Origin of the sequence: Actinokineospora bangkokensis, assembly GCF_001940455.1 — a bacterium.
Classification (GTDB): Bacteria; Actinomycetota; Actinomycetes; order Mycobacteriales; family Pseudonocardiaceae; genus Actinokineospora; species Actinokineospora bangkokensis.
Genome location: NZ_MKQR01000021.1, coordinates 1 through 20741, shown reverse-complemented (window position 1 = coordinate 20741; position 20741 = coordinate 1). Strand labels below are relative to the sequence as shown.

At 74.2% G+C, this 20741-nt stretch carries 20 protein-coding genes; 12 read left to right on the top strand and 8 right to left on the bottom strand.

Going from position 1 to position 20741, the window contains the following annotated elements; all coding sequences use genetic code 11:
• Positions 1-98 precede the first annotated feature (98 nt).
• Positions 99-365, bottom strand: a complete 267-nt coding sequence (locus BJP25_RS20345; RefSeq protein ID WP_075976591.1) for a GlsB/YeaQ/YmgE family stress response membrane protein — start codon at positions 363-365, stop codon at positions 99-101.
• Between the two features lie 200 nt (positions 366-565).
• On the opposite strand from BJP25_RS20345, the gene dxr reads away from it, so the two are divergent.
• From dxr to map, 6 genes are all read left to right on the top strand, one after another.
• Positions 566-1771, top strand: coding sequence for a 1-deoxy-D-xylulose-5-phosphate reductoisomerase (gene dxr / locus BJP25_RS20340; protein ID WP_075976590.1), 1206 nt, complete (start codon positions 566-568; stop codon positions 1769-1771).
• Positions 1772-1773: 2 nt separating this feature from the next.
• Positions 1774-2997 (top strand): M50 family metallopeptidase, encoded by a 1224-nt coding sequence (locus tag BJP25_RS20335; RefSeq protein ID WP_075976589.1) that lies wholly within the window; start codon positions 1774-1776, stop codon positions 2995-2997.
• A 35-nt stretch (positions 2998-3032) separates the two neighbouring features.
• On the top strand, positions 3033-4193 hold the full coding sequence (ispG, locus tag BJP25_RS20330; protein WP_075976588.1) for a flavodoxin-dependent (E)-4-hydroxy-3-methylbut-2-enyl-diphosphate synthase: 1161 nt from the start codon (positions 3033-3035) through the stop codon (positions 4191-4193).
• 131 nt (positions 4194-4324) lie between these two features.
• Positions 4325-5182: a GNAT family N-acetyltransferase gene (locus BJP25_RS20325; protein WP_075976587.1), complete on the top strand. Its 858-nt coding sequence runs from the start codon at positions 4325-4327 to the stop codon at positions 5180-5182.
• 128 nt (positions 5183-5310) lie between these two features.
• Entirely contained in the window at positions 5311-7113 is a 1803-nt protein-coding gene (locus BJP25_RS20320) for a penicillin-binding transpeptidase domain-containing protein (RefSeq protein WP_143219221.1), read from the top strand.
• Between the two features lie 35 nt (positions 7114-7148).
• Positions 7149-8006, top strand: a complete 858-nt coding sequence (gene map, locus BJP25_RS20315; protein ID WP_075976728.1) for a type I methionyl aminopeptidase — start codon at positions 7149-7151, stop codon at positions 8004-8006.
• Here map and BJP25_RS20310 read toward each other — a convergent pair.
• Positions 7993-8664 carry a hypothetical protein gene (locus BJP25_RS20310; RefSeq protein ID WP_075976729.1) on the bottom strand — a complete coding sequence of 224 codons (672 nt, stop codon included), beginning with the start codon at positions 8662-8664 and terminating at the stop codon, positions 7993-7995. The genes map and BJP25_RS20310 overlap by 14 nt on opposite strands.
• A 49-nt stretch (positions 8665-8713) precedes the next feature.
• On the opposite strand from BJP25_RS20310, the gene BJP25_RS20305 reads away from it, so the two are divergent.
• Complete coding sequence (locus BJP25_RS20305) at positions 8714-10234, top strand: cobyric acid synthase (RefSeq protein ID WP_075976586.1); 1521 nt, start codon at positions 8714-8716, stop codon at positions 10232-10234.
• A 31-nt stretch (positions 10235-10265) separates the two neighbouring features.
• On the opposite strand, the gene BJP25_RS20300 is transcribed toward BJP25_RS20305, so the two are convergent.
• Positions 10266-10991, bottom strand: a complete 726-nt coding sequence (locus BJP25_RS20300) for a FadR/GntR family transcriptional regulator (RefSeq protein ID WP_075976585.1) — start codon at positions 10989-10991, stop codon at positions 10266-10268.
• 165 nt (positions 10992-11156) lie between these two features.
• Between BJP25_RS20300 and BJP25_RS20295 the strand changes: the two genes are divergently transcribed.
• A complete protein-coding gene (locus BJP25_RS20295; RefSeq protein ID WP_233158177.1) occupies positions 11157-12302 on the top strand; it encodes an MFS transporter in 1146 nt (381 codons plus the stop codon).
• A 27-nt stretch (positions 12303-12329) separates the two neighbouring features.
• Here BJP25_RS20295 and BJP25_RS20290 read toward each other — a convergent pair whose 3' ends face one another.
• Together BJP25_RS20290 and BJP25_RS20285 are read right to left on the bottom strand one after the other, a co-directional pair.
• Positions 12330-13712: a mycothione reductase gene (locus tag BJP25_RS20290; protein WP_233158176.1), complete on the bottom strand. Its 1383-nt coding sequence runs from the start codon at positions 13710-13712 to the stop codon at positions 12330-12332.
• Positions 13713-13770: 58 nt separating this feature from the next.
• Positions 13771-14307: a YbhB/YbcL family Raf kinase inhibitor-like protein gene (locus BJP25_RS20285; RefSeq protein ID WP_075976582.1), complete on the bottom strand. Its 537-nt coding sequence runs from the start codon at positions 14305-14307 to the stop codon at positions 13771-13773.
• A 183-nt stretch (positions 14308-14490) separates the two neighbouring features.
• On the opposite strand from BJP25_RS20285, the gene BJP25_RS20280 reads away from it, so the two are divergent.
• Positions 14491-15552, top strand: a complete 1062-nt coding sequence (locus BJP25_RS20280; RefSeq protein ID WP_075976581.1) for a M48 family metallopeptidase — start codon at positions 14491-14493, stop codon at positions 15550-15552.
• 19 nt (positions 15553-15571) lie between these two features.
• On the opposite strand, the gene BJP25_RS20275 is transcribed toward BJP25_RS20280, so the two are convergent.
• Entirely contained in the window at positions 15572-16471 is a 900-nt protein-coding gene (locus BJP25_RS20275; RefSeq protein ID WP_233158175.1) for a M15 family metallopeptidase, read from the bottom strand.
• Positions 16472-16596: 125 nt separating this feature from the next.
• Between BJP25_RS20275 and BJP25_RS20270 the strand changes: the two genes are divergently transcribed.
• Positions 16597-17388, top strand: coding sequence for a S1 family peptidase (locus BJP25_RS20270; protein ID WP_075976580.1), 792 nt, complete (start codon positions 16597-16599; stop codon positions 17386-17388).
• 28 nt (positions 17389-17416) lie between these two features.
• Positions 17417-17854, top strand: a complete 438-nt coding sequence (locus BJP25_RS20265; RefSeq protein WP_075976579.1) for a GNAT family N-acetyltransferase — start codon at positions 17417-17419, stop codon at positions 17852-17854.
• Here the strand turns inward: BJP25_RS20265 and BJP25_RS20260 are convergent.
• Both BJP25_RS20260 and BJP25_RS20255 read right to left on the bottom strand, forming a co-directional pair.
• Entirely contained in the window at positions 17844-18698 is an 855-nt protein-coding gene (locus BJP25_RS20260) for a class I SAM-dependent methyltransferase (RefSeq protein WP_456318648.1), read from the bottom strand. The two genes, BJP25_RS20265 and BJP25_RS20260, sit on opposite strands and share 11 nt — an antisense overlap.
• 48 nt (positions 18699-18746) lie before the next feature.
• The gene (locus BJP25_RS20255; protein ID WP_075976577.1) at positions 18747-19907 is read right to left on the bottom strand and encodes an 8-amino-7-oxononanoate synthase; all 1161 of its coding nucleotides are present in this window, start codon (positions 19905-19907) and stop codon (positions 18747-18749) included.
• A 63-nt stretch (positions 19908-19970) separates the two neighbouring features.
• Here BJP25_RS20255 and BJP25_RS20250 point away from each other — a divergent pair.
• A partial coding sequence (locus tag BJP25_RS20250) for a cobalt-precorrin-4/precorrin-4 C(11)-methyltransferase (protein WP_075976576.1) occupies positions 19971-20741 on the top strand: 771 nt, incomplete at its 3' end.

Below are 20741 nucleotides of genomic sequence, written 5' to 3'. Positions count from 1 at the left end.
GCGTCCAACCAGCGGTGCCATGCTCCCACACCCGGACGCGGCGAGGGGCGCCGCGGTACCCCGCGGCGCCCCTCGTGTGACCGGTCTCCCAGCCGCTGTTACGCGTGCGACCGACCGCGGGTCACCAGGCGGTAGACGGCCAGCAGGATGATCGAGCCGACAATCGCGAGGACCCACGTGGTGAGGGAGAAGAAGTTCTGCAGGCCCTCACCCGCGATGGCGTTTCCGAGGAATCCGCCGAGCAGCGCGCCGACGATGCCGATGAGGATCGTGACGATGATGCCGCCCGGGTCCTTACCAGGCATGATGGCCTTCGCGATGAGGCCGGCGACCAGTCCGAGAACAATCCAGCCGATGATGCCCATCGGTGCTCCTTCCGCATGACCTCGGGCATTTCCGCCGAAGTCTTTCCGTGCTGCTCCAGACATTCCCCGCCCCCGTTCGGTTGATGCCTCTTGGGCGGAACTTTTTTCGGGATTGCGCCGAACGGACCACCTGCCGCGGGCGGGTGGCCGCGCCCGCCCGCGGCACCGCGCGTGGGGTGCGCGTGTCGGCGTCGGGAACAATGGCGGTGATGACACCTCCAGCCCGCGCGGACCACGACCCGCGCTCCGTGCTCGTGCTCGGGTCCACCGGGTCCATCGGCACCCAGGCCCTCGACGTCGTCGCGGCCAACCCCGACCGGTTCACCGTCGCCGGGCTGGCCGCGGGCGGCTCGGACCCCGAGCTGATCGCGGCCCAGGTCGAGGCGCACCGCGTCCCCGCCGTGGCGGTCACCGACCCGGCGGCGGCCGCGCGCGTGCGCGAGCTGACCGCCCGGCACGGCACCACCGTGCACGCGGGCCCCGACGCCCTCGTCGAGCTGATCGCCGACCGCCCGGCCGACGTCGTGCTCAACGGCGTGACCGGCTCGCGCGGCCTCACCCCCACGCTCGCGGCGCTGGCCACCGGCGCGCGGCTGGCGCTGGCCAACAAGGAGTCGCTGATCGCGGGCGGGGCCCTGGTGCTCGCCGCCGCGGGGCCGGGCCAGCTCGTCCCGGTCGACTCCGAGCACTCCGCGATGGCCCAGGCGCTGCGCGGCGGCCGGGCCGAGGAGGTCGACCGGCTGGTCCTCACCGCGTCCGGCGGCCCGTTCCGCGGTCGCAAGCGCGCGGAGCTGGAGCACGTCACCGCCCAGGACGCCCTCGCGCACCCCACCTGGGCGATGGGCCCGGTGATCACCGTGAACTCCGCGACCCTGGTGAACAAGGCGCTGGAGCTGATCGAGGCGCACCTGCTGTTCGACGTGCCCTACGACCGCATCGACGTGGTGGTCCACCCGCAGTCGGTCGTGCACTCCATGGCGACCTTCACCGACGGGTCCACCCTGGCCCAGGCCAGCCCGCCGGACATGCGCCTGCCCATCGCGCTGGCCCTGGCCTGGCCGGACCGGGTGCCGGGGGCGACCAGGGCGTGCGACTGGTCCACCGCGGCCCAGTGGACGTTCGAGCCGCTGGACGACGAGACCTTCCCGGCCGTGCGCATCGCCAGGGGGGTCGGCGCGGCGGGCGGGTGCCTCCCGGCGGTGTTCAACGCCGCGAACGAGGAGGCCGTGGACGCCTTCCTGCGAGGTGACACGACCTTCACCGAAATCGTGGACACTGTGTCCAGGGTGCTCGACGACGCCTCGGACTGGACCGCGGCACCGCGCGACGTCGAGGAGGTGCTCGCGGCCGAGCACTGGGCCCGCGCCAGGGCGGGCGAACTCCTCGCCGCGACCGGAAGGGACTGACCGTGGTTGTGTGGCTGCTGGGCCTGGTGCTGTTCGCGCTGGGCATCGGGCTGTCGGTGGCGCTGCACGAGGCGGGTCACATGCTCACCGCCAAGGCCTTCGGGATGAAGGTGCGGCGCTACTTCATCGGCTTCGGGCCGAAGGTGTTCTCCTTCCGCCGGGGGGAGACCGAGTACGGCCTCAAGGTCATCCCCGGCGGCGGGTTCTGCGACATCGCGGGCATGACCGCGCTGGACCCGGTGACCCCGGAGGAGGCGCCCAGGGCCATGTGGCGCTTCGCCACGTGGAAGCGCGTGGTGGTGATGTCGGCGGGCTCGATCACCCACTTCGTCCTCGGCTTCGTCATCCTGTACCTGATGGCCGTCACCATGGGCCTGCCCAACCAGGAGTACAAGCCGATCGTCGGCGGCACCTCCTGCGCGGCGCCCACCCAGGACCGGGTGCAGCTGACCCTGCCCGAGTGCGGCCCCGGCGACCCCTCGCCCGCCGTCGCCGCGGGCATCCGGGAGGGCGACGAGATCGTCGCCATCAACGGCACCCCCGTCGCGACCTGGCCGGACATGGTCAACCGGGTGCGCGACCTGCGCGGCCCGGCCCAGTTCGAGGTGCTGCGCGACGGCGAGCGGCTGGACCTGACGGTCGACATCGCCACCGTGCAGCGCGCGGCGCCGGGCGCGACCAAGGGAAACGAGGGCAACACCCTGGTCGAGGCGGGCGCGGTCGGCGTCTCGTGGGGCGACAGCATCCACTACGGCGCGCTCGACGGCCTCGGCGGCACCCTGGTCTTCACCGGCGAGATGTTCGCCAAGACCTGGGAAGGCCTGATGAAGTTCCCGGAGAAGATCCCCGCGGTCATCCGGGCCATCGGCGGCGAGCAGAACGACCCTGAGCGCCCGGTCAGCGTGGTCGGCGCCAGCGTCATCGGCGCCGACGCCGCCGAGGCGGGCATCTGGTCGATCTTCGTGCTGATGCTGGCCGCGCTGAACTTCTTCGTCGGCGTGTTCAACCTGCTGCCGCTGCTGCCGCTCGACGGCGGCCACATCGCCGTGGTGCTCTACGAGCGCGTCCGCGACTTCCTGCGCAAGCTGCGCGGGAAGGCGCCCGCGGGCCCCGTCGACTACAACAAGCTGGCGGGCATCACCATGGTGCTCGTCGTGCTCGGCGGCGCGGTCGTGCTGCTCACGGTGACCGCCGACGTCGTCAACCCGATCCGACTGACCCAGTAGCAGTGCTCCCACCGGAGCAGAGAGGTCCACACACCATGTCCGACGTCATGCTCGGCATGCCGCAGCTCCCGCCGCCGACCCTGTCCGAGCGCCGCAAGACCCGGCAGCTCATGGTGGGGTCGGTCGGGGTGGGCAGTGACCACCCGATCTCCGTGCAGTCGATGACGACCACCCTCACCGCCGACGTCAACGCCACCCTGCAGCAGATCGCGGAGCTGACCGCGGCGGGCTGCGACATCGTCCGGGTGGCCTGCCCGTCGGCCGACGACGCCGCCGCGCTGCCCGCCATCGCGGCCAAGTCGCAGATCCCGGTGATCGCCGACATCCACTTCCAGCCCAAGTACGTCTTCGCCGCGATCGAGGCCGGGTGCGCGGGGGTGCGGGTCAACCCCGGCAACATCCGCAAGTTCGACGACCAGGTCAAGGAGATCGCCCAGGCGGCCAAGGACCACGGCACCCCCATCCGGATCGGGGTCAACGCGGGCTCGCTGGACCCCCGGCTGCTCAGCAAGCACGGCAAGGCCACCCCGGAGGCGCTGGCGGAGTCGGCGCTGTGGGAGGCGTCGCTGTTCGCCGAGCACGACTTCCACGACCTGAAGATCTCGGTCAAGCACAACGACCCGGTCGTGATGGTGCGCGCCTACGAGATCCTGGCCGAGCAGTGCGACTACCCGCTGCACCTCGGCGTCACCGAGGCGGGCCCGGCGTTCCAGGGCACGATCAAGTCCGCGGTCGCCTTCGGCGCGCTGCTGCGCCAGGGCATCGGGGACACGATCCGGGTCTCGCTGTCGGCCCCGCCGGTGGAGGAGGTCAAGGTCGGCGCGCAGATCCTGCAGTCGCTGAACCTGCGCCCGCGCAAGCTGGAGATCGTCTCCTGCCCGTCCTGCGGGCGCGCCCAGGTCGACGTCTACACCCTGGCCGAGCAGGTCACCGCGGGCCTGGAGGGCATGTCGGTGCCGCTGCGGGTGGCCGTCATGGGCTGCGTGGTCAACGGGCCCGGCGAGGCCCGCGAGGCCGACCTGGGCGTGGCCTCGGGCAACGGCAAGGGGCAGATCTTCGTCAAGGGCGAGGTCATCAAGACCGTGCCCGAGCACCAGATCGTCGAGACGCTGATCGAGGAGGCGCTGCGCATCGCCGAGGAGATGGGCGAGCCCGTCGACGGCGACACCGGCGCCCCGGTCGTCACCGTCAGCTGAGCGGGACCCGACGCCGCCCACCCCCGCCGGGGTGGGCGGCGTCGGTCGTCCCCGGGCAGGTGACCGGGTCGACCGGGGCGGGCGCGCACCGCCGGATGTCGGTGCGCGCGTTCATCTGGCAATCTTGTGGGGTGTTGCGGCTGGCCGGAGCGAGGCTGCTCGACGAGCGGGACGGGCAGGCGGTGCGGGCCGTGTTCACGGCGGACCCCGTGGCCTCCTGCATGGTCGCCGCGCGCGTCGAGTCGGTGGGGTTGGACCCGTGGCGGCTCGGCGGCGAGGTGTGGGGCTGCGACCCGCGCGGGCTGCGCGGCGGCGGGCGGTTGGACGCGCTGTGCTTCGCCGGGCCCAACCTGATCCCGCTGCGCGGGAAGCGCTCGGCCCTGCGCGCCTTCGCCGACCGGGCGCTGCGCAGGCGGCGGATGTGCTCGTCGATGGTGGGTCCCGCCGAGCAGGTGCTCGGGCTGTGGGCCGAGCTGGGCGGGGAGTGGGGCCCGGCCCGCGAGGTGCGCGAGGACCAGCCGCTGATGGCCATCGCCGGGCCGCCCAGGGTCACCCCCGACCCGCTGGTGCGCGCGGTGCGCCCGGACGAGCTGGAGCGCTACCTGCCCGCCGCGGTCGCCATGTTCATCGAGGAGGTCGGCATCGACCCCCGGGCCGGTGACGGCGGGGCCGGGTACCGGGCCAGGGTCGCGGAGCTGATCGCCGCGGGCCGCGCGTTCGCCCGGTTCGAGGGCGGCGAGGTGGTGTTCAAGGCCGAGATCGGGGCGCTGTCCAGTTCGGTCGGGCAGATCCAGGGCGTGTGGGTGCACCCGGACCGCCGCGGCGAGGGGCTGGCCGGGATCGGCACGGCCGCGGTGGTGGAGCGCCTGGTCACGGGCATGGACCGCACGGCGAGCCTGTACGTCAACGCCTACAACTCGCCCGCCCGCGCCGTCTACGACCGGATCGGGTTCACCCAGGTCGGGCAGTACGCCACGGTCCTGTTCTAGGCGGTACCCCGCCACCCCCGCGTCCCCACCCGGCACCGTCCCCGACCTGCCACCACGGCCGCCTGTCCCGACCCGGGGCACCCGCGGGCCTGACCGGGGCCAGACGGACAAACGGGCATACTGCGACCGTGCGCGCCTCACTCCGCCGCCCAGTGGCCCTGCTCGCCGCGCTGGTGGCCGTGCTCCCGCTGTCCGCCTGCGGCCTCTTCGGCTCCGACCCCGGGCCCGACCAGGCCGCGGCGCAGTTCCTGGCCGCCTTCGCCGGGGGCGACGCGACCACGGCCGCCCAGCAGACCGACTCGCCGGACTCGGCCAAGGCGCTGATGGAGAAGGTGCGCACCGCGCTCAAGCCCTCGACGGTGATGGCCGAGGTCACCAAGGTCGACACCCGCGAGGGCGCGGCCACGGCCGCCTTCCGGATCACCTGGGACCTGGGCCGCAACCGCAAGTGGAGCTACGACAGCTCGTTCGACCTGGTCAGCTCGGACGACACGTGGAAGGTGCGGTGGGCGCCCACCGTGCTGCACCCGCAGCTCGGCGCCCAGCAGACCCTCGCCGTGGAGGACAACGAGCCGTCGCTGGCCCCCGTCCTCGACCGCGACGGCACCGCCGTGCTGTCCCCGGAGCGGGTGGTGTCGGTGCTGTTCGAGAAGGCCAAGGCCGGCGACGCCGCCGCCACGGCGGCCACGCTGGGGCAGGCGCTCGGCGGCATCGACCCGTCCATCACCGCCCAGACCATCCTCGACGGCGCCGCCAAGGCTGGTGACCAGGCCTACCAGGTCGTCGCGCTGCGCGACGCGGACTACCAGAAGGTCAAGGCGCAGATCTACGACCTGCCCGGCGTCCGGTTCACCGCCGAGCTGCGGCTGCTCGCCGCCGACAAGAACCTCGCCCCCGCCCTCATGCCCTCGATCCGCAAGGCCATCGAGGACCAGGTGCAGGGCAAGGCGGGGTGGCGGGTCTACACCGTCGACAGCGCCGGTGGCGAAGGGCAGGTGCTCTTCGACAAGCCCGCCGAGAACGCGGGCGCGGTGACCCTGGCGCTGAGCACCCGGGTCCAGCAGGCCGCCCAGGCCGCGATCGCGGGCGAGGCCACGCCGTCGATGGTCGTGGCCATCCAGCCCTCCACCGGCGAGGTGCTGGCCGTGGCGCAGAACGCCCCCGCCGACGCCCAGGGCCAGCTCGCCCTCACCGGCCGCTACCCGCCCGGCTCCACCTTCAAGATCGTCACCGCGGCGCAGGTCCTGGACAGCGGGGTGGCCACCCCGGCGACCCCGGTGGGCTGCCCGGGGACCATCACCGTCAACGGCCGCGAGATCCCCAACAGCGGCAAGTTCGACAAGGGCACCATCCCGCTGTCGGCGGCGTTCGCCTTCTCCTGCAACACCACCTTCGCCGAGCTGGCCACCAAGATGGGCCCGTCCGACCTGACCACCATGGCCAAGCGGCTCGGCCTCGGCGTCGACTACGTGGTGCCGGGCGCGACCACCATCACCGGGTCGGTGCCCGCCGCGAGCGACGTCAACGAGCGCGCCGAGGACGGGTTCGGCCAGGGCAAGGACGTGGCGAGCCCGTTCGGCATGGCCGTGGTGACCGCCACCGTCGCCTCCGGGTCGGTGCCCAAGCCGGTGCTGATCCGCGGCGCGCAGACCAAGGTGGACCAGGAGCAGCAGCCGGTGCCCCTGGCCGTCCTCGACGGCGTGCGCGGGATGATGCGCGACGTGGTCGCCCAGGGCACCGCGGCCCCGCTGGCCGCCTACGGCGACGTGCGCGGCAAGACCGGTACCGCCCAGTTCGGCGACGGCACCCGCTCGCACGGCTGGTTCGTCGGCTACCGGGGCGACCTGGCCTTCGCCGTGCTGCTCACCGACGTGGGCCAGTCCGGCACCGCGGTCGCGGCCACCGGGCGGTTCCTGGCCGCCGTGGGGTGAACCCGGCGCGGGGGTGACGACGTAGTGTGGAGGGCATGTCCGTCCGCGCCCCGCTGACCCCGGGAGTCCAGTCACCCCGCCGCGCCGTGCCGTCCTCGATCGCCCGCCCGGAGTACGTGGACAAGCCCGCCCCCCGCAAGAACACCGACCCGCACGTGCAGCCGCCGGAGGTCGTCGAGGCGATGCGCGTCGCCGGGCGGATCGCGGCGCAGGCGCTGCAGGCCGGTGGCGAGGCCGTCAAGCCGGGCGCGACCACCGACGAGGTCGACGCGGTGGTGCACGAGTTCCTGCTCGACCACCGGGCCTACCCCTCGACGCTGGGCTACCGCGCCTTCCCCAAGTCGTGCTGCGTCTCGCTCAACGAGGTGATCTGCCACGGCATCCCGGACTCCACGGTCATCGACGACGGCGACATCGTCAACATCGACGTCACCGCGTTCATCGGCGGCGTGCACGGCGACACCAACGCCACCTTCCTCGCGGGCGAGGTGGCCGAGGACAAGCGGCTGCTCGTCGAGCGCACCCACGAGGCCACCATGCGCGCGATCAAGGCCGTGCGCCCCGGCCGCCAGTTCAACGTCATCGGCCGGGTGATCGAGTCCTACGCCCGGCGCTTCGGCTACGGGGTGGTGCGCGACTTCACCGGCCACGGCATCGGCCGCTCGTTCCACAGCGGGCTGGTGGTCCTGCACTACGAGGACACCACCGTGCGCACCGAGATCGAGACCGGGATGACCTTCACGATCGAGCCCATGATCACCCTGGGCGGCATCGAGTGGGACATGTGGGAGGACGGCTGGACCGTCACCACCCGGGACAAGACCTGGACCGCCCAGTTCGAGCACACGGTCCTGGTGACCGAGTCCGGCGCGGAGATCCTCACCCTGCCCTGAGCGCGGCCAGCACCCCCAGCAGGGCGTGCGCGACCGGCTCCGGGTGGGTCGCGCACGCCAGGTGGTGCAGCCCGAGGTCCCAGGCGGGCCACCCGAGCTCCCGCACCGCCGCCGCGACCCGCGGGGTGGACAGCGACAGGTAGGCCGCGGGTCCCGACCACAGCGCGGTGGGCCGGGCCTCCTTGAGGTAGGCGGGGGAGACCCCGGGCAGCTCGTCGAGGACCTCCTGGCGCAGCGGCCCCTCGGGCACCAGCGCGGCCAGCGCCTCGCCCCAGCGGCGCTCGTCGGCCTTGGCCGCGGCGTAGCGGGCCGGGTCCAGCTCGCGCACGCTGCGGCCCGGGGTGGGCAGCTCGGCGTCGAGGTAGACCAGCGCCCGGACCTCGAAGTCCTCCAGCTCCTCGGCGAAGGCGGGCAGCAGCGGCCCGGCCCCGCCGTGGCCCACGAGCACCAGCGGCCCGCCCAGGCCCGCGTCGGACACCGCGTCGGCGAACCCACCGATGAGCCGCTGGTGCACCGGCGGCTCGGCCACGCTGGGCAGCAGGTCCAGCAGCACCGGCGGGTGGCCGAGCCCGGTCAGCGCCGCGGCCAGCGGCCGCAGGGTCGCCGGGCCCAGCAGCGGGGAGTGCACCAGGACGGCGGTGACCGGGGCGACGGGCATGACCGGGATGATGGCAGCCCGGGCCGACACGAGGGGAGCTGATGCGCCGATGGCCGGATCGCTGCTGGTCGCGGGCACGACGTCGGACGCGGGCAAGAGCGTGCTCGTCGCGGGCATCTGCCGGTGGCTGGCCCGCCGGGGGGTGCGGGTGGCGCCGTTCAAGGCGCAGAACATGTCCAACAACTCCGCGGTCACCCCCGACGGGGGCGAGATCGGGCGGGCCCAGGCGCTGCAGGCGGCGGCGTGCGGGCTGGAGCCGTCGGTGCGGTTCAACCCGGTGCTGCTCAAGCCGGGCTCCGACCGCACCTCCCAGGTCGTCGTGCTCGGCAAGCCGGTGGGCGTCACCAGCGCGCTGTCCTACCGCGACCGCAAGGCCGAGCTGATGACGACCGTGCTCGACACCCTCGCGGGCCTGCGCGCCGACTACGAGGCCGTGGTCTGCGAGGGCGCGGGCTCGCCCACCGAGATCAACCTGCGCGCCACCGACATCGCCAACATGGGCCTGGCCAGGGCCGCCGGCCTGCCGGTGCTCGTCGTCGGCGACATCGACCGCGGCGGGGTGTTCGCGCACCTGTTCGGCACCCTGGCCCTGCTCGACGCCGCCGACCAGGCGCTGGTGGCCGGGTTCGTGGTGAACAAGTTCCGCGGCGACCCCGCCCTGCTCGACCCCGGCCTGCGCCAGCTGCGCGGGCTCACCGGCAGGCCGGTGCTCGGCGTGCTGCCCTGGCGCGAGGAGCTGTGGCTCGACGCGGAGGACTCGCTGTCCTACACCGCCGACGGGGTGGTGGGCAGGCCCGCGCCGCCGGTGGGGGAGCAGTGGCTGCGGGTGGCGGTGGTGCGGCTGCCGCGCATCTCCAACGCCACCGACGTCGAGGCGCTGGCCTGCGAGCCGGGGGTGTCGGTCCGGTTCGTCACCGAGCCGTCGCGGCTGTCCGACGCGGACCTGGTGGTGCTGCCCGGGTCCAAGTCCACCGTGGCCGACCTGGACTGGCTGCGCCGCACCGGGCTGGCCGACGCCGTGCTGGCGCACGCCCGCCGGGGGCTGCCCGTGCTGGGCGTCTGCGGCGGCTTCCAGATGCTCGCCCGGCGCATCGACGACGAGGTGGAGTCCGCCGCCGGTGCCGTCGACGGCCTGGGCCTGCTCGACGTGGACATCGAGTTCGGCGCGGAGAAGGTGCTCGCCCGGCCCACCGGGACGGTGTTCGGCGCCCCCGCCACCGGCTACGAGATCCACCACGGCCGCGTGGTGCGCAGCGGCGCCCCCGGCCTGGTCGAGCTGGCGGGCGGCGGCGCGGAGGGCGCGGTGGCCGGTGCCGTGCTCGGCACGCACTGGCACGGGCTGCTGGAGGGCGACGCCGTGCGCGCGGCGGTGCTGCGGTGGGCGGCCGAGCGCGCGGGCCGCGACGGGTTCACCGTCGCGGGCGGGGTGTCCTTCGCCGCGGCCAGGGCCGCTCAGCTGGACCTGCTGGGCGACCTGGTGGCCGACCACCTCGACACCGGCGCCCTGCTGCGCCTGCTCGACTCGGGCGCCGAGCCGGGCCTGCCGTTCGTGCCGCCCGGCGCCCCCTGACCGGCTGGTCGGTTGGTCGGTCGGCCCGCGCCTAGTCCTGCTCCACCGGCTGCGCGGACTGCGCGGGCGCGGTGTCCTGCGGGGTGTCCTCGCCCAAGCCTGCGATGAGCTCGTCGAGGAAGCCGCCCGCCTCGGCCGCGGCGCGGTCGGCGTCGCCGTCGCGGATGGCGTCGAGCAGGCCGCCGTGGTCGACCAGCTGCGCGGCCGGGTGGGTGTCGACCGTGCTGGCCACCGACGCGCGGACCACCTCGGTGAGCCCCTGGTAGAGCTCGGCGAGCAGGGCGTTGTGCGAGCAGCGGACGACGGCGATGTGGAACGCGGCGTCGTCGTCGACCCCGGCGGCCCAGTCCTTGGCCGACATGGTCCGGTCGCGGGTGGCCAGCAGCTCGGTCAGCTCGGCCAGGTCGGCCTCGGTGCGGTGCGCCGCGGCCATCCTGGCGCCCTCGACCTCCAGGATGCGGCGCACCCGCAGCACGTCGCGCAGCTCGGTGCCCGCGAGCCTGCGCACCGCCCCGGAGAACTCGCTGGTGGCGCGGACGAAGGTGCCGTCGCCCTGGCGCACCTCCAGCAGGCCCGCGTGCGCGAGCGCGCGCACCGCCTCGCGCACGGTGTTGCGGCCGACGCCGAGCGCGGCGACGAGCTCGGGTTCGGTCGGGATCCGACCGCCCACCCGCCACTCACCGCTGGAGATGGCCGAGCGCATCTGCTCGATCACCTGGTCGACGAGGCCGGAGCGGCGGGTAGTGGCCAACGGCACAGCGCCATCCTTCCGTTCAATCATCCCATGTTTGCCATACTGCGGCGGCGGGGGTCAGCGCTGCCCCGCGCGGACCACCGAGAGGTCAAGAGTGCCATGACCACCTTGTCGCAAAGCGGGCGATCAGTCCCCCGAACACGTGCCGAACGTCGCAACACCGCGTTGGTGGGCACTCCGCTGCTGGTCGTGGGGGTCGCGCTGGCCGCGGCGAACCTGCGCCCGGCGGTGACCAGCCTGGCCGCCGTGCTCGGGGAGGTGCGCGGGTCGCTGGGCGCGTCCCAGGCGTGGGCGAGCCTGCTCACCGCTGTCCCCTCGGTGTGCTTCGGCCTGGCCGGTGTCCTCGCGCCCCGGGTCAACCGCGGCCTGGGCATGGCCCGCGCGGTCGGCGCCGCCATGGCCGTGCTCACCGCGGGCCTGCTGCTGCGCGTGGTCGACGGGCCGGTCGTGGTGCTCGGCGGCACGCTCATCGCCTGCTCGGGCATCGCCCTGGGCAACGTGCTGCTGCCGGTGGTCATCAAGGCGGCGTTCCCGGACCGGGTCGGCCTGGTCACCGGCGTCTACACCGCCGCGCTGGCCGCGGGCGGCGGGCTCGGCGCGGCCGCCACCTCCCCGCTCGAGCGCTGGCTGGACTGGCGCGGCGCCCTGGCCGCGTGGGCGGTGCTCAGCGCCGCCGCCCTGCTGCTGTGGGCGGTGTCCGCGCGGCACGCCGAGGTGGGCGAGCAGGTGCGGCAGGTCGAACCCCGGCGCTCGCTGCTGCGCAGCAGGCTCGCGTGGGTGGTGACGGCGTTCTTCGGCTTGCAGGCGCTGGTCGCCTACACGGTCATGGGGTGGATGCCGCAGCTGTTCGTGGACGCGGGGCTGTCCCGGGACGCGGGCGGGGTGCTGCTCGCGATCACCAGCACGGTGGGTGTCCCGGTGAGCCTGCTCGTGCCGCCGATCGCCGCCCGGGCGAAGGACCAGTCCAGGTGGATCGGCGCGATGAGCGCCGTCGGGGGCCTCGGCGTGCTCGGGCTGTGGCTGGCGCCCGCCGCGGTCCCGCTGCTGTGGGCGGTGCTGGTCGGCGTCGGGATGAGCGTGTTCTCGCTGGCCGTGGTCGTGATCTCGCTGCGCACGGCCACCCCTGAGGACACCGCGGCCCTCTCGGCGATGGCGCAGAGCATCGGCTACCTCGTCGGCGCGCTCGGCCCGTTCGGATTCGGCTTCCTGCACGGCCTGACCGGCGGCTGGTCGGCCTCGCTGGTGTTCGTGCTCGTCATCATCGCGGGCCAGTTCACCTTCGGCGTCGCCGCGGGCCGCGACCGCACCGTGTAGCGACGCCCCCGGGCCGCGCGCGGGGGGTCAGTCCAGTTCGAGGCCCAGGAGCGCGTTCTCGATCAGCTCCGGCATGGCCGGGTGGATCCAGTACTGGCCGCGCGCCATCTCCCGCACGCCCAGGCCGAAGCTCATCGCCTGGATGATCGGCTGGAGCAGGGTGGGCGCCTGCGGGCCGATGATGTGCGCGCCGAGCAGCTGCCCGGTGGCCGGGTCGGCGATCAGCTTGGCGAACCCGGTCTGGTCCTCCATCGCCCAGCCGTAGGCGATGTCGCCGTAGGCCTGGGTCTTGGTGACGAACCGCAGCCCCCGCTCGGTGGCCTCGGCCTCGGTCAGCCCCACGCCCGCGATCTGCGGCGAGGTGAACACCGCGTGCGGCACGAACCGGTGGTCGGCGGCCACCAGGTCGTCCGGGTGCAGCAGGTTGTGCTGCACCACGCGGGCCTCGTGGTTGGCGACGTGCTTGAGCTCGTAGGGGGAGCAGACGTCGCCCAGCGCCCACACGCCCTCGGCCGTGGTGCGCTGGTACTCGTCGACCACGACGTACCCCTGCTCGTCGACCTCCACCCCGCCCGCGGCCGGGTCGAGCGTGTCGGAGTTGGGGGTGCGACCGGTGGCCAGCAGCAGCACGCCCGCGTCCAGCACCGACCCGTCGTCCAGGGTGACCTCGACGCCCGTGCCGGACTTGGCCACGCGCGCGACCGTGCGGCCGGTGCGCACGTCCCAGCGGTCCTTGGCCAGCTCGGTGAACCGGGCGCTGACGTCGGCGTCCTCCTTGCGCAGCAGGCGCTGGCCGCGGACGACGACGGTGACCTGCACGCCGTAGGCGGAGAAGACGTGGGCGAACTCGGCGGCGATGAACCCGCCGCCCACGATGACCATCCGCTCGGGCAGCTCCGGCAGCCGCATGACGGTGTCGCTGGTGTGGTACTCGACCTCGTCCAGGCCGGAGATCTCCGGCACCACCACGCGACCGCCGTTGGCCAGCACGACCCGCTCGGCGGTGATCGTCCGCGGCGCGGAGCCGTCGTTCGGGGTGACCTCCAGCGTGCGCTCGCCGGTGAACCGCGCGGTGCCCTGGAAGACGGTCACGTGCGCGTTGTCGGGGTGGTGGGTGCGGTACTCGCGCCCGCCCTCGGCGATCGGGTCGATCCGCCCGAACACGCGGTCGCGGATCTGCGGCCAGCGCACCCCGTCGAGGGTCTCGTCGACGCCGAGCCGCCCCGACGTGGCGGGCGTCCTGGCCAGGTCGGCGGTGTGCACGAACATCTTCGTCGGGATGCAGCCGACGTTGAGGCAGGTGCCGCCGAAGGTCCCCCGCTCGACGATCGCGACCCGCAGGCCCGCGAACCGCGGGTCGAGCAGCGAGTTGCCGGAGCCGGTACCGATGATCACCAGGTCGAATCGCACAGTCCCATCCAACCGCATCGGCAGGCCCCGGCATTCCCGCCGGGCCCGGCGGCCGGGCTCAGTGCCGGAACGTCGGGGTGAGGACCGCCCGGCCGAGGGTGTGGAACGCCAGGTTGAAGCTGACCACCGCGGGGCTGGTGCTCCCGTCGACCTCCAGCTCCTCGACGTCCACGGCGTGCACGACGAAGTAGTACCGGTGGTCCTGGTCGCCCTGCGGCGGCGCCGACCCGTCGTAGGCCTGCCTGCCCATGTCGTTGCGCACGTGGAACGCCCCGCCCGGCAGCGAGTCGTCGCCCGCCCCCGCGCCCGCGGGCAGCTCGGTGGTGCCCGCCGGGATGTTCACCGCGACCCAGTGCCAGAACCCGCCGGGGATCGGCGCGTCCGGGTCGAAGCAGGTCACGACGTAGCTCTTGGTGCCCTCCGGCGCCCCGCTCCAGGACAGCGCGGGGGAGGTGTTCTGCCCGCCCGCGGAGTCGTGGACGTGCTTGAGGTCGAGCTTCTCCCCGTCGCGGGCGTCGCCGGAGGTGACGGTGAACGACGCCGCGGCGGGCAGCAGCTCGTAGGGGTCGGGCGCGACCGGGCGGTCGAGGCTCATGGGGTGCCTTCCTGGTGGTGACGTGGTCCGAGCGCGAATCTAGTCGCGGGGCGGCATCCGCGCGTGATGGCCGCGCGCCCTGGGGACAACCCTGAGAAGACCCTGGGGTTGTGGACGGACGCCCCACGGCGTCGGCGGGCGCGCCTACTGTGGGCCGTGCGGAAACCGAGGGAGGACTGACCAGTGAGCGACAACGCCAGCGAGCGGGCCGACGGCGGGGACGAGGTCTCGCAGTCGTCGACGCGGGTGCGGTTCGCGCGGATCAGCCCGCGCGCCTACGAGCACCCGGCCGACCGCGGGGCCATGGCCGCGCTGCGGGCCGTGCCCGGGGTCGGTGAGGTGCTCAAGGGCGCCGCGGGCCTGTTCAGCGAGCGCGGGGAGCGGCTGATGGCCACCGCGTCGATGGTGCGGGTGGGTGAGAAGCAGTACCCCAAGATCGACCGGTTGCGCCACGAGGTCGCCGAGGTGCTCGACCTCGACGTCGTGCCCGCCGTGTACGTCCACCGCCAGCCGGAGGTGCAGGCGCTCACCGTCGGCATCGACGAGCCGTTCATCGTGCTCAGCACGGGCCTGGTGGAACTGCTCGACACCGAGGCGCTGCGGTTCGTCCTCGGGCACGAGATGGGCCACGTGCTGTCCGGGCACTCGGTCCTGCGCACCCTGCTCGACCGGCTGCTCAACCTGCAGAAGACGGTGTCGTTCATCCCGGCGGGCGTGCTCGGGCTGGCCGCGGTCATCGCCGCGCTGCGCGAGTGGTTCCGCAAGGCGGAGCTGACCGCGGACCGGGCGGGCCTGCTGGCCTCCCAGGACCCGGCCGCCGCGCTGCGCACCCACCTCTACCTGGCGGGCGCCACCGACCTCGGGCAGGTCGACATCCCGTCCTTCCTGGCCCAGGCGCGCGAGTACGAGGAGGTCGACGACGTCCGCGACAGCATCCACAAGCTGCGCAACGTCGTCTTCGCCAGCCACCCGTTCGCCGTGGTGCGCGCCAGCCAGCTCCAGCGCTGGGCCGCCTCCGAGGAGTACCGGGCCATCCTCACCGGCGACTACCCGCGCCGCGACGACGAGGCCCCCGCCGCGAGCTTCACCGACGACCTGCGCTCGGCGGCGAGGTCCTACAAGGAGTCCTTCGACTCCAGCGTGGACCCGCTGGTGAAGATCCTCAACAACGTCGGCGGCACCGTCTCCGGCGCGGCGGGCAGGGTCTTCCGCGGCTTCGGCGGCAAGGACGCGAGCGGCAACTAGGACCCCGGTACCCGCGGGCTCAGCGGCCCGTGGCGGTGAAGTGCTGGATGTCCTTGGGCGAGGACCAGTCCCCGCCCCACGACCACCCGATCGCGGCGAACGCCCGCACGGTCGCGTCGCCCGCGAGCACCATCCCGGGGCGGCGGTCGCGGCGGTCCACGTAGGCCGACGCCAGCTCGGGCAGCACCAGGTCGCCCTTGGTGTAGGGGTTGCAGAACGGGTTGACGTCCAGCGCGAGGCCGTAGGCGTGCGCCGACCAGCTCGACAGCTTCGTCCCCTTGCGGCAGACGAAGGCGCCGGTGTTGTTGCCGTCGCCGGTGGGCGCCGCGTCCAGCTCCGCCGCCGCGGTCACCCGCATCTCCTCAAGGGGGAACCGCTCGGCGAACAGCGTGCCGAACACCCGGGTGACGCCCTGGGCCGCGGTGGCGTTCACGATCATCTCGCCGGTGTGCGCCCGGCCGTCGAAGCCCCAGAACGACATCGTCAGGTACCGCAGCTGCGCGCGGGTGACCGGGCAGGCGGGCGTCCACGTGCTGCGGGCGATGACCGCGTCGGGCACCGGGTCGATCGTCGCGGCGTAGCGGTCGCCCACCGGCGGGGGCAGCAGGTCGCGGGTGGGCAGCGCCCGGTCGGCCAGCACCGCGGGCGTCGGCAGCACCTGCCCGAAGCCGTCCGGGCGCAGCGGCAGCGGGGTGGCGCCGACGACCCACGGCGTCGAGAACGGCCGGGTCGTCGGGGGCGCGGGCGTGGTCGGCGGGGTCGTGACCGGTGTGGTGGTCGTCGGAACGGGTGAAGCGGACGAAGCGGTCGCGCCGCCACCGGGTCCGGTCGTCGGCTGGGCCGCCCGCTGCTGCTCCGGGGTGGTGCAGGCGGCCAGCGGGAGCAGGGCGAGCAGGGCGGTGATCAGGCGGCGGCGCACGGCTCCAGGATGCACCACCGGCCAAGGACCACCCGGTCGAGCGACAACTGTGCGTAATGGATCAGTGGCTCAGCGGCATAGGGTGTCGCGGAAGGCAATCGTTTTCGCACGCACGGGAGTCAGTGATGAGCCCCACCACGCGCCGGGTCCTCGGCGCCGTCGCAGCCCTCGCGGTCCTCGTCGCCGCCATCGCCGCGCTGGTGTCGCCGTTCACCGCCGACGCCGCCCAGACCGGCGGCGCGACGGCGCGCGTGGTGGGTGGGCAGCGGGTGTCCATCGAGCAGCACCCGTACGTGGTGTTCCTCGCCTCCACTGACGGCTTCCAGTTCTGCGGCGGCACCCTCGTCGCCCCGAGCAAGGTGGTCACCGCCGCGCACTGCGCCGTCGCGTACCCCGCCGAGCAGGTGCGGGTCGTGTCCGGCCGCGAGGACAAGTACAGCCCGCGCGGCACGGTGTCCCGGATCGCCGCCGAGTGGGTCCACCCCGGCTACACCGACGTGTCGCAGGGCGACGACATCGCCGTGCTGACCCTCGACGAGCAGCTGCCCTACGCGCCGCTGCCGCTGGCCACCGACCCCGCGACCTACGCCCCGGGCACCCCCGCCACCGTCCTGGGCTGGGGCCGCACCACCGAGGGCGGCGAACCCTCCCGCTACCTGCTCGGCGCGCAGGTCCCGGTCGCCGCCGACGCGTCGTGCGCCCAGTCCTACGGCGAGTTCGCCCCCACCACGATGGTCTGCGCCGGACTCCCGCAGGGCGGCGTGGACACCTGCCAGGGCGACTCCGGCGGCCCGCTGGTGGTCGCCGGGCGCCTCGCGGGCGTGGCGTCCTGGGGCGAGGGGTGCGCGCAGCCGGGCAAGCCGGGCGTCTACACCCGCGTCACCGCCGTGGCGCCCCTGGTCGCGGCCCAGCTGTGACGGCCGCGCCTGTGGTATTCCTGCCCACGTGACGTTGCGCGTAGTACCCGGTCCGGAGCTGACCGGCCGCCAGGTCCACGACCTGCTCCGGCTGCGGTTCGAGGTGTTCGTCCTGGAGCAGCGGTGCTTCTACCCGGAGATCGACGGCCGCGACCTCGACGACGACGCCGTGCACGTGTGGTGGCAGCCCGCCGAGCGGGTGCTGGGCTGCCTGCGCGTGCTGGGCGCGCCCGGCGGCACCCGCCGCGTCACCCGGGTCTGCACCGCCGCCGACGCCCGCGGCACCGGCCTCGGCGGCATGCTCATGGCCGCGGCGGTCGACCTCGTCGGCGCCGACCCGAGCGTGCTGGACGCGCAGGTGCAGGCCAAGGGCCTCTACGCCCGCTTCGGCTACGAGACCGACGGCGAGCCGTTCGAGGAGGACGGCATCATGCACGTCCGCATGCGCAGGCCCGCTACGGCCTGACCGCCGCCGCGGTGAAGGTCAGCGGGATGCGGTCCCGCTCGTCCCGCAGCCGCCACTCGGGCACCGCCCCGCCCAGCACCGGCACGTCGTCGAGCACCATGTGCCCGGGCAGCGCCTCCCACGGCGCCGAGCGGTGCTCGACGAGCCGGGTGAGCTGGAACCCGCGGTCCAGCAGGGCCGTCACCGTCTCCCCGAGGCCGTGGTTCCAGCTGTGCGTGGTGGTGTGCTCGAAGCGGGAGTCGGCGTCGGCGTAGGTGCCCGCCTCCTCCCACACCAGCGGTTCCGCCCGCTCGAAGTAGGGGAAGCGGGGCGTCAGCGGCTCCCGCGTCTCGTCCAGCGAGTACAGCACCGGGTGCCCGTCGCGCACGAACAGCCGCCCGCCGGGCCGCAGCAGGCCCGCGACGACGTCCGCCCACCGCTCGATGGACGGCAGCCAGCACAGCGCGCCGACCCCGGTGTAGACGAGGTCGTAGCCGCCCGGCTCCAGCACGTCGAGCGCGGAGTAGACGTCGGACTCGTGGTAGTCGATGTCCGCCCCGGTCGACGCCGCCAGGGAGCGCGCCTCGGCCAGTGAGGCGGCGGAGAAGTCCAGCCCGCTCATCCGCGCGCCCAACCGGTGCAGCGACAGCGTGTCCGTGCCGATGTGGCACTGCAAGTGCACCCCGCGCAGCCCGCTGACGTCCCCGAGCAGCTCGCGGTCGAAGCGCACCACGTCGCTGAGGTGGTCGGGGTCCGCGCGGTAGCGCGCCACGCCATAGCTCTGCGCCTTGGCGTGCGCAGGCGCGCGCTCGTCCCAGTTGGCCCGGTTCACCGACAGGTAGTCGTCCACGGCTGGATTGTCCACGGCCGGATTGTCCCGGGGCGCCGGTCGGCGGGCACCCGGTTTTCCCGGTTACGGCGCGGTCTTGGTGATGACCTCGACCGCGCGGTCGATGTCGGCCTCGGACAGGTCCGCGCGCGCGGTCAACCGCAGGCGCGACACCGAGTCCGGCACCGACGGCGGGCGGAAGCAGCCCACCCACACCCCGGCGGAGCGGCAGTCCTCCGACCACGTCAGCGCCGCCTCGGCGCTGGGCGCCCGCACCGACACGACCGCCGACGCCGGTTCCCCGACCTGCAACCCCGCCTCACGCAGCCGCACCGACAGCGTCATCGCGTTGGTGAGCACCTTCTCCGCGCGCTCGGGCTCCTCCTTGAGGACGGTCAGCGCGCTCAGCGCCGCCGCCGCGCTGCCCGGCGCCAGGCCGGTGTCGAAGATGAAGCTGCGCGCGTTGTCCACCAGGTGCCGGATCACCTTGCGCGGCCCCAGCACCGCGCCGCCCTGGGCGCCCAGGGACTTCGACAGGGTCACCGTCGTGACCACGTCCGGCTCGCCCGCGAGCCCGGCCGCGTGCACCGCGCCGCGCCCCCCTTCGCCGAGCACGCCGAGGCCGTGCGCGTCGTCGACGATGAGCGCGGCGCCGTGCGCCCGGCACGCCGCGTGCAGCTCGGGCAGCGGGGCGATGTCGCCGTCCACGCTGAACACCGAGTCGGTGACGTAGACGGCCCGCTCGGTGCGCTTGCTCGCCAGCGCGCGGGTGGCGGCGGCGACGTCCTTGTGCGCCACCACGGCCAGCTCCGCGCGGGAGAGCCTGCACCCGTCGATGAGCGAGGCGTGGATGTTCGCGTCGGTGACGATGGAGCAGTTCCGCCCGGACAGCGCGGTCACGGCGGCGAGGTTGGCGGTGAAGCCGGAGGAGAACACCAGCGCCGCCTGCACCCCGCAGAACCGGGCCAGCTCGAACTCCAGCTCGCTGTGCAGCTCGGTGCTGCCGGTGACCAGCCGCGACCCGGTGGCCCCGGTGCCCCAGCGCAGGGTCGCGGCCGCGGCGGCGCCGCCGACCCGCTTGTCCCTGGCCAGCCCCAGGTAGTCGTTGCCCGCCAGGTCGAGCAGGTCGGACCCGGGCGCGCGCGGGCGCAGCTGCCTGGCCAGCCCCGCGCGCCTGCGCTCCTCGGCGTGCGCGTCGAGCCACGCCAGGGCCTGCTCGCCGGGGAGGGGTTCGTCGGGGTTCACGGCTGGGAGTCTGTCACCGGGCCGGTGCCCGGCGGGCACCCGGGCAGGCGATACGGTCAGCGCATGCGCGGTGTGGTGAGCTTCGTGGGAGCCGGGCCCGGTGCGGCCGACCTGATGACCCTGCGCGGCGCCGACCGCCTCGCCGCGGCGGACGTGGTCCTGTTCTCCCCGGTGCTGGTCGACCCGGTGTGGCTGCGCGCGCACACCCGCGACGACGCCGACCTGGTGGACCTGACCCGGTTGTCCGACGAGGAGCTGCTGGACCTGCACCGCCGCGTGGGCAGCCGCCTCGCCCGCGCCGTGCGCCTGGTGCCGGGCGACCCCGCCCTGTCGGCCGACCTGCGCGAGCAGCGCGAGACCTGCGAGCGGCTGGGCCTCGACGTCGAGGTCGTCCCCGGCGTCTCCCCGATCTCGGCCACCGCCGCCGCCGTCGGCGCCCCCCTGCTCGAACCCGGCGCCGACACCCTGTCCCTGGTCGAGGGCGTCGACGCCGCCCGCGCCGTCGCCACCCCCGGCCGCACCCTGGTCGTGCACGCCCCCGCCGCCCGCGCCGCCGACCTCGCCGAGGTCCTGCGCACCGCGGGCTTCCCCGAGGACGTCCCGGTGGCGGTGGCCTACAAGGTCACCTCCCCCGCCGAGACCCTCCTGCGCACGACCCTCGCCGACCTCACCACCGAGGTCAAGAAGGCCAACCTCTGGCGCCACGCCCACTTCATCATCGGCGACACCACCCGCCAGCCCACCCGCCCCACCACCGACCCCTCCCGCTGGACCGCCCGGGCCCGCCGTCCCAAGACCGACGGCGAACCCCGCCACACCTGGTCCCGCCCCACC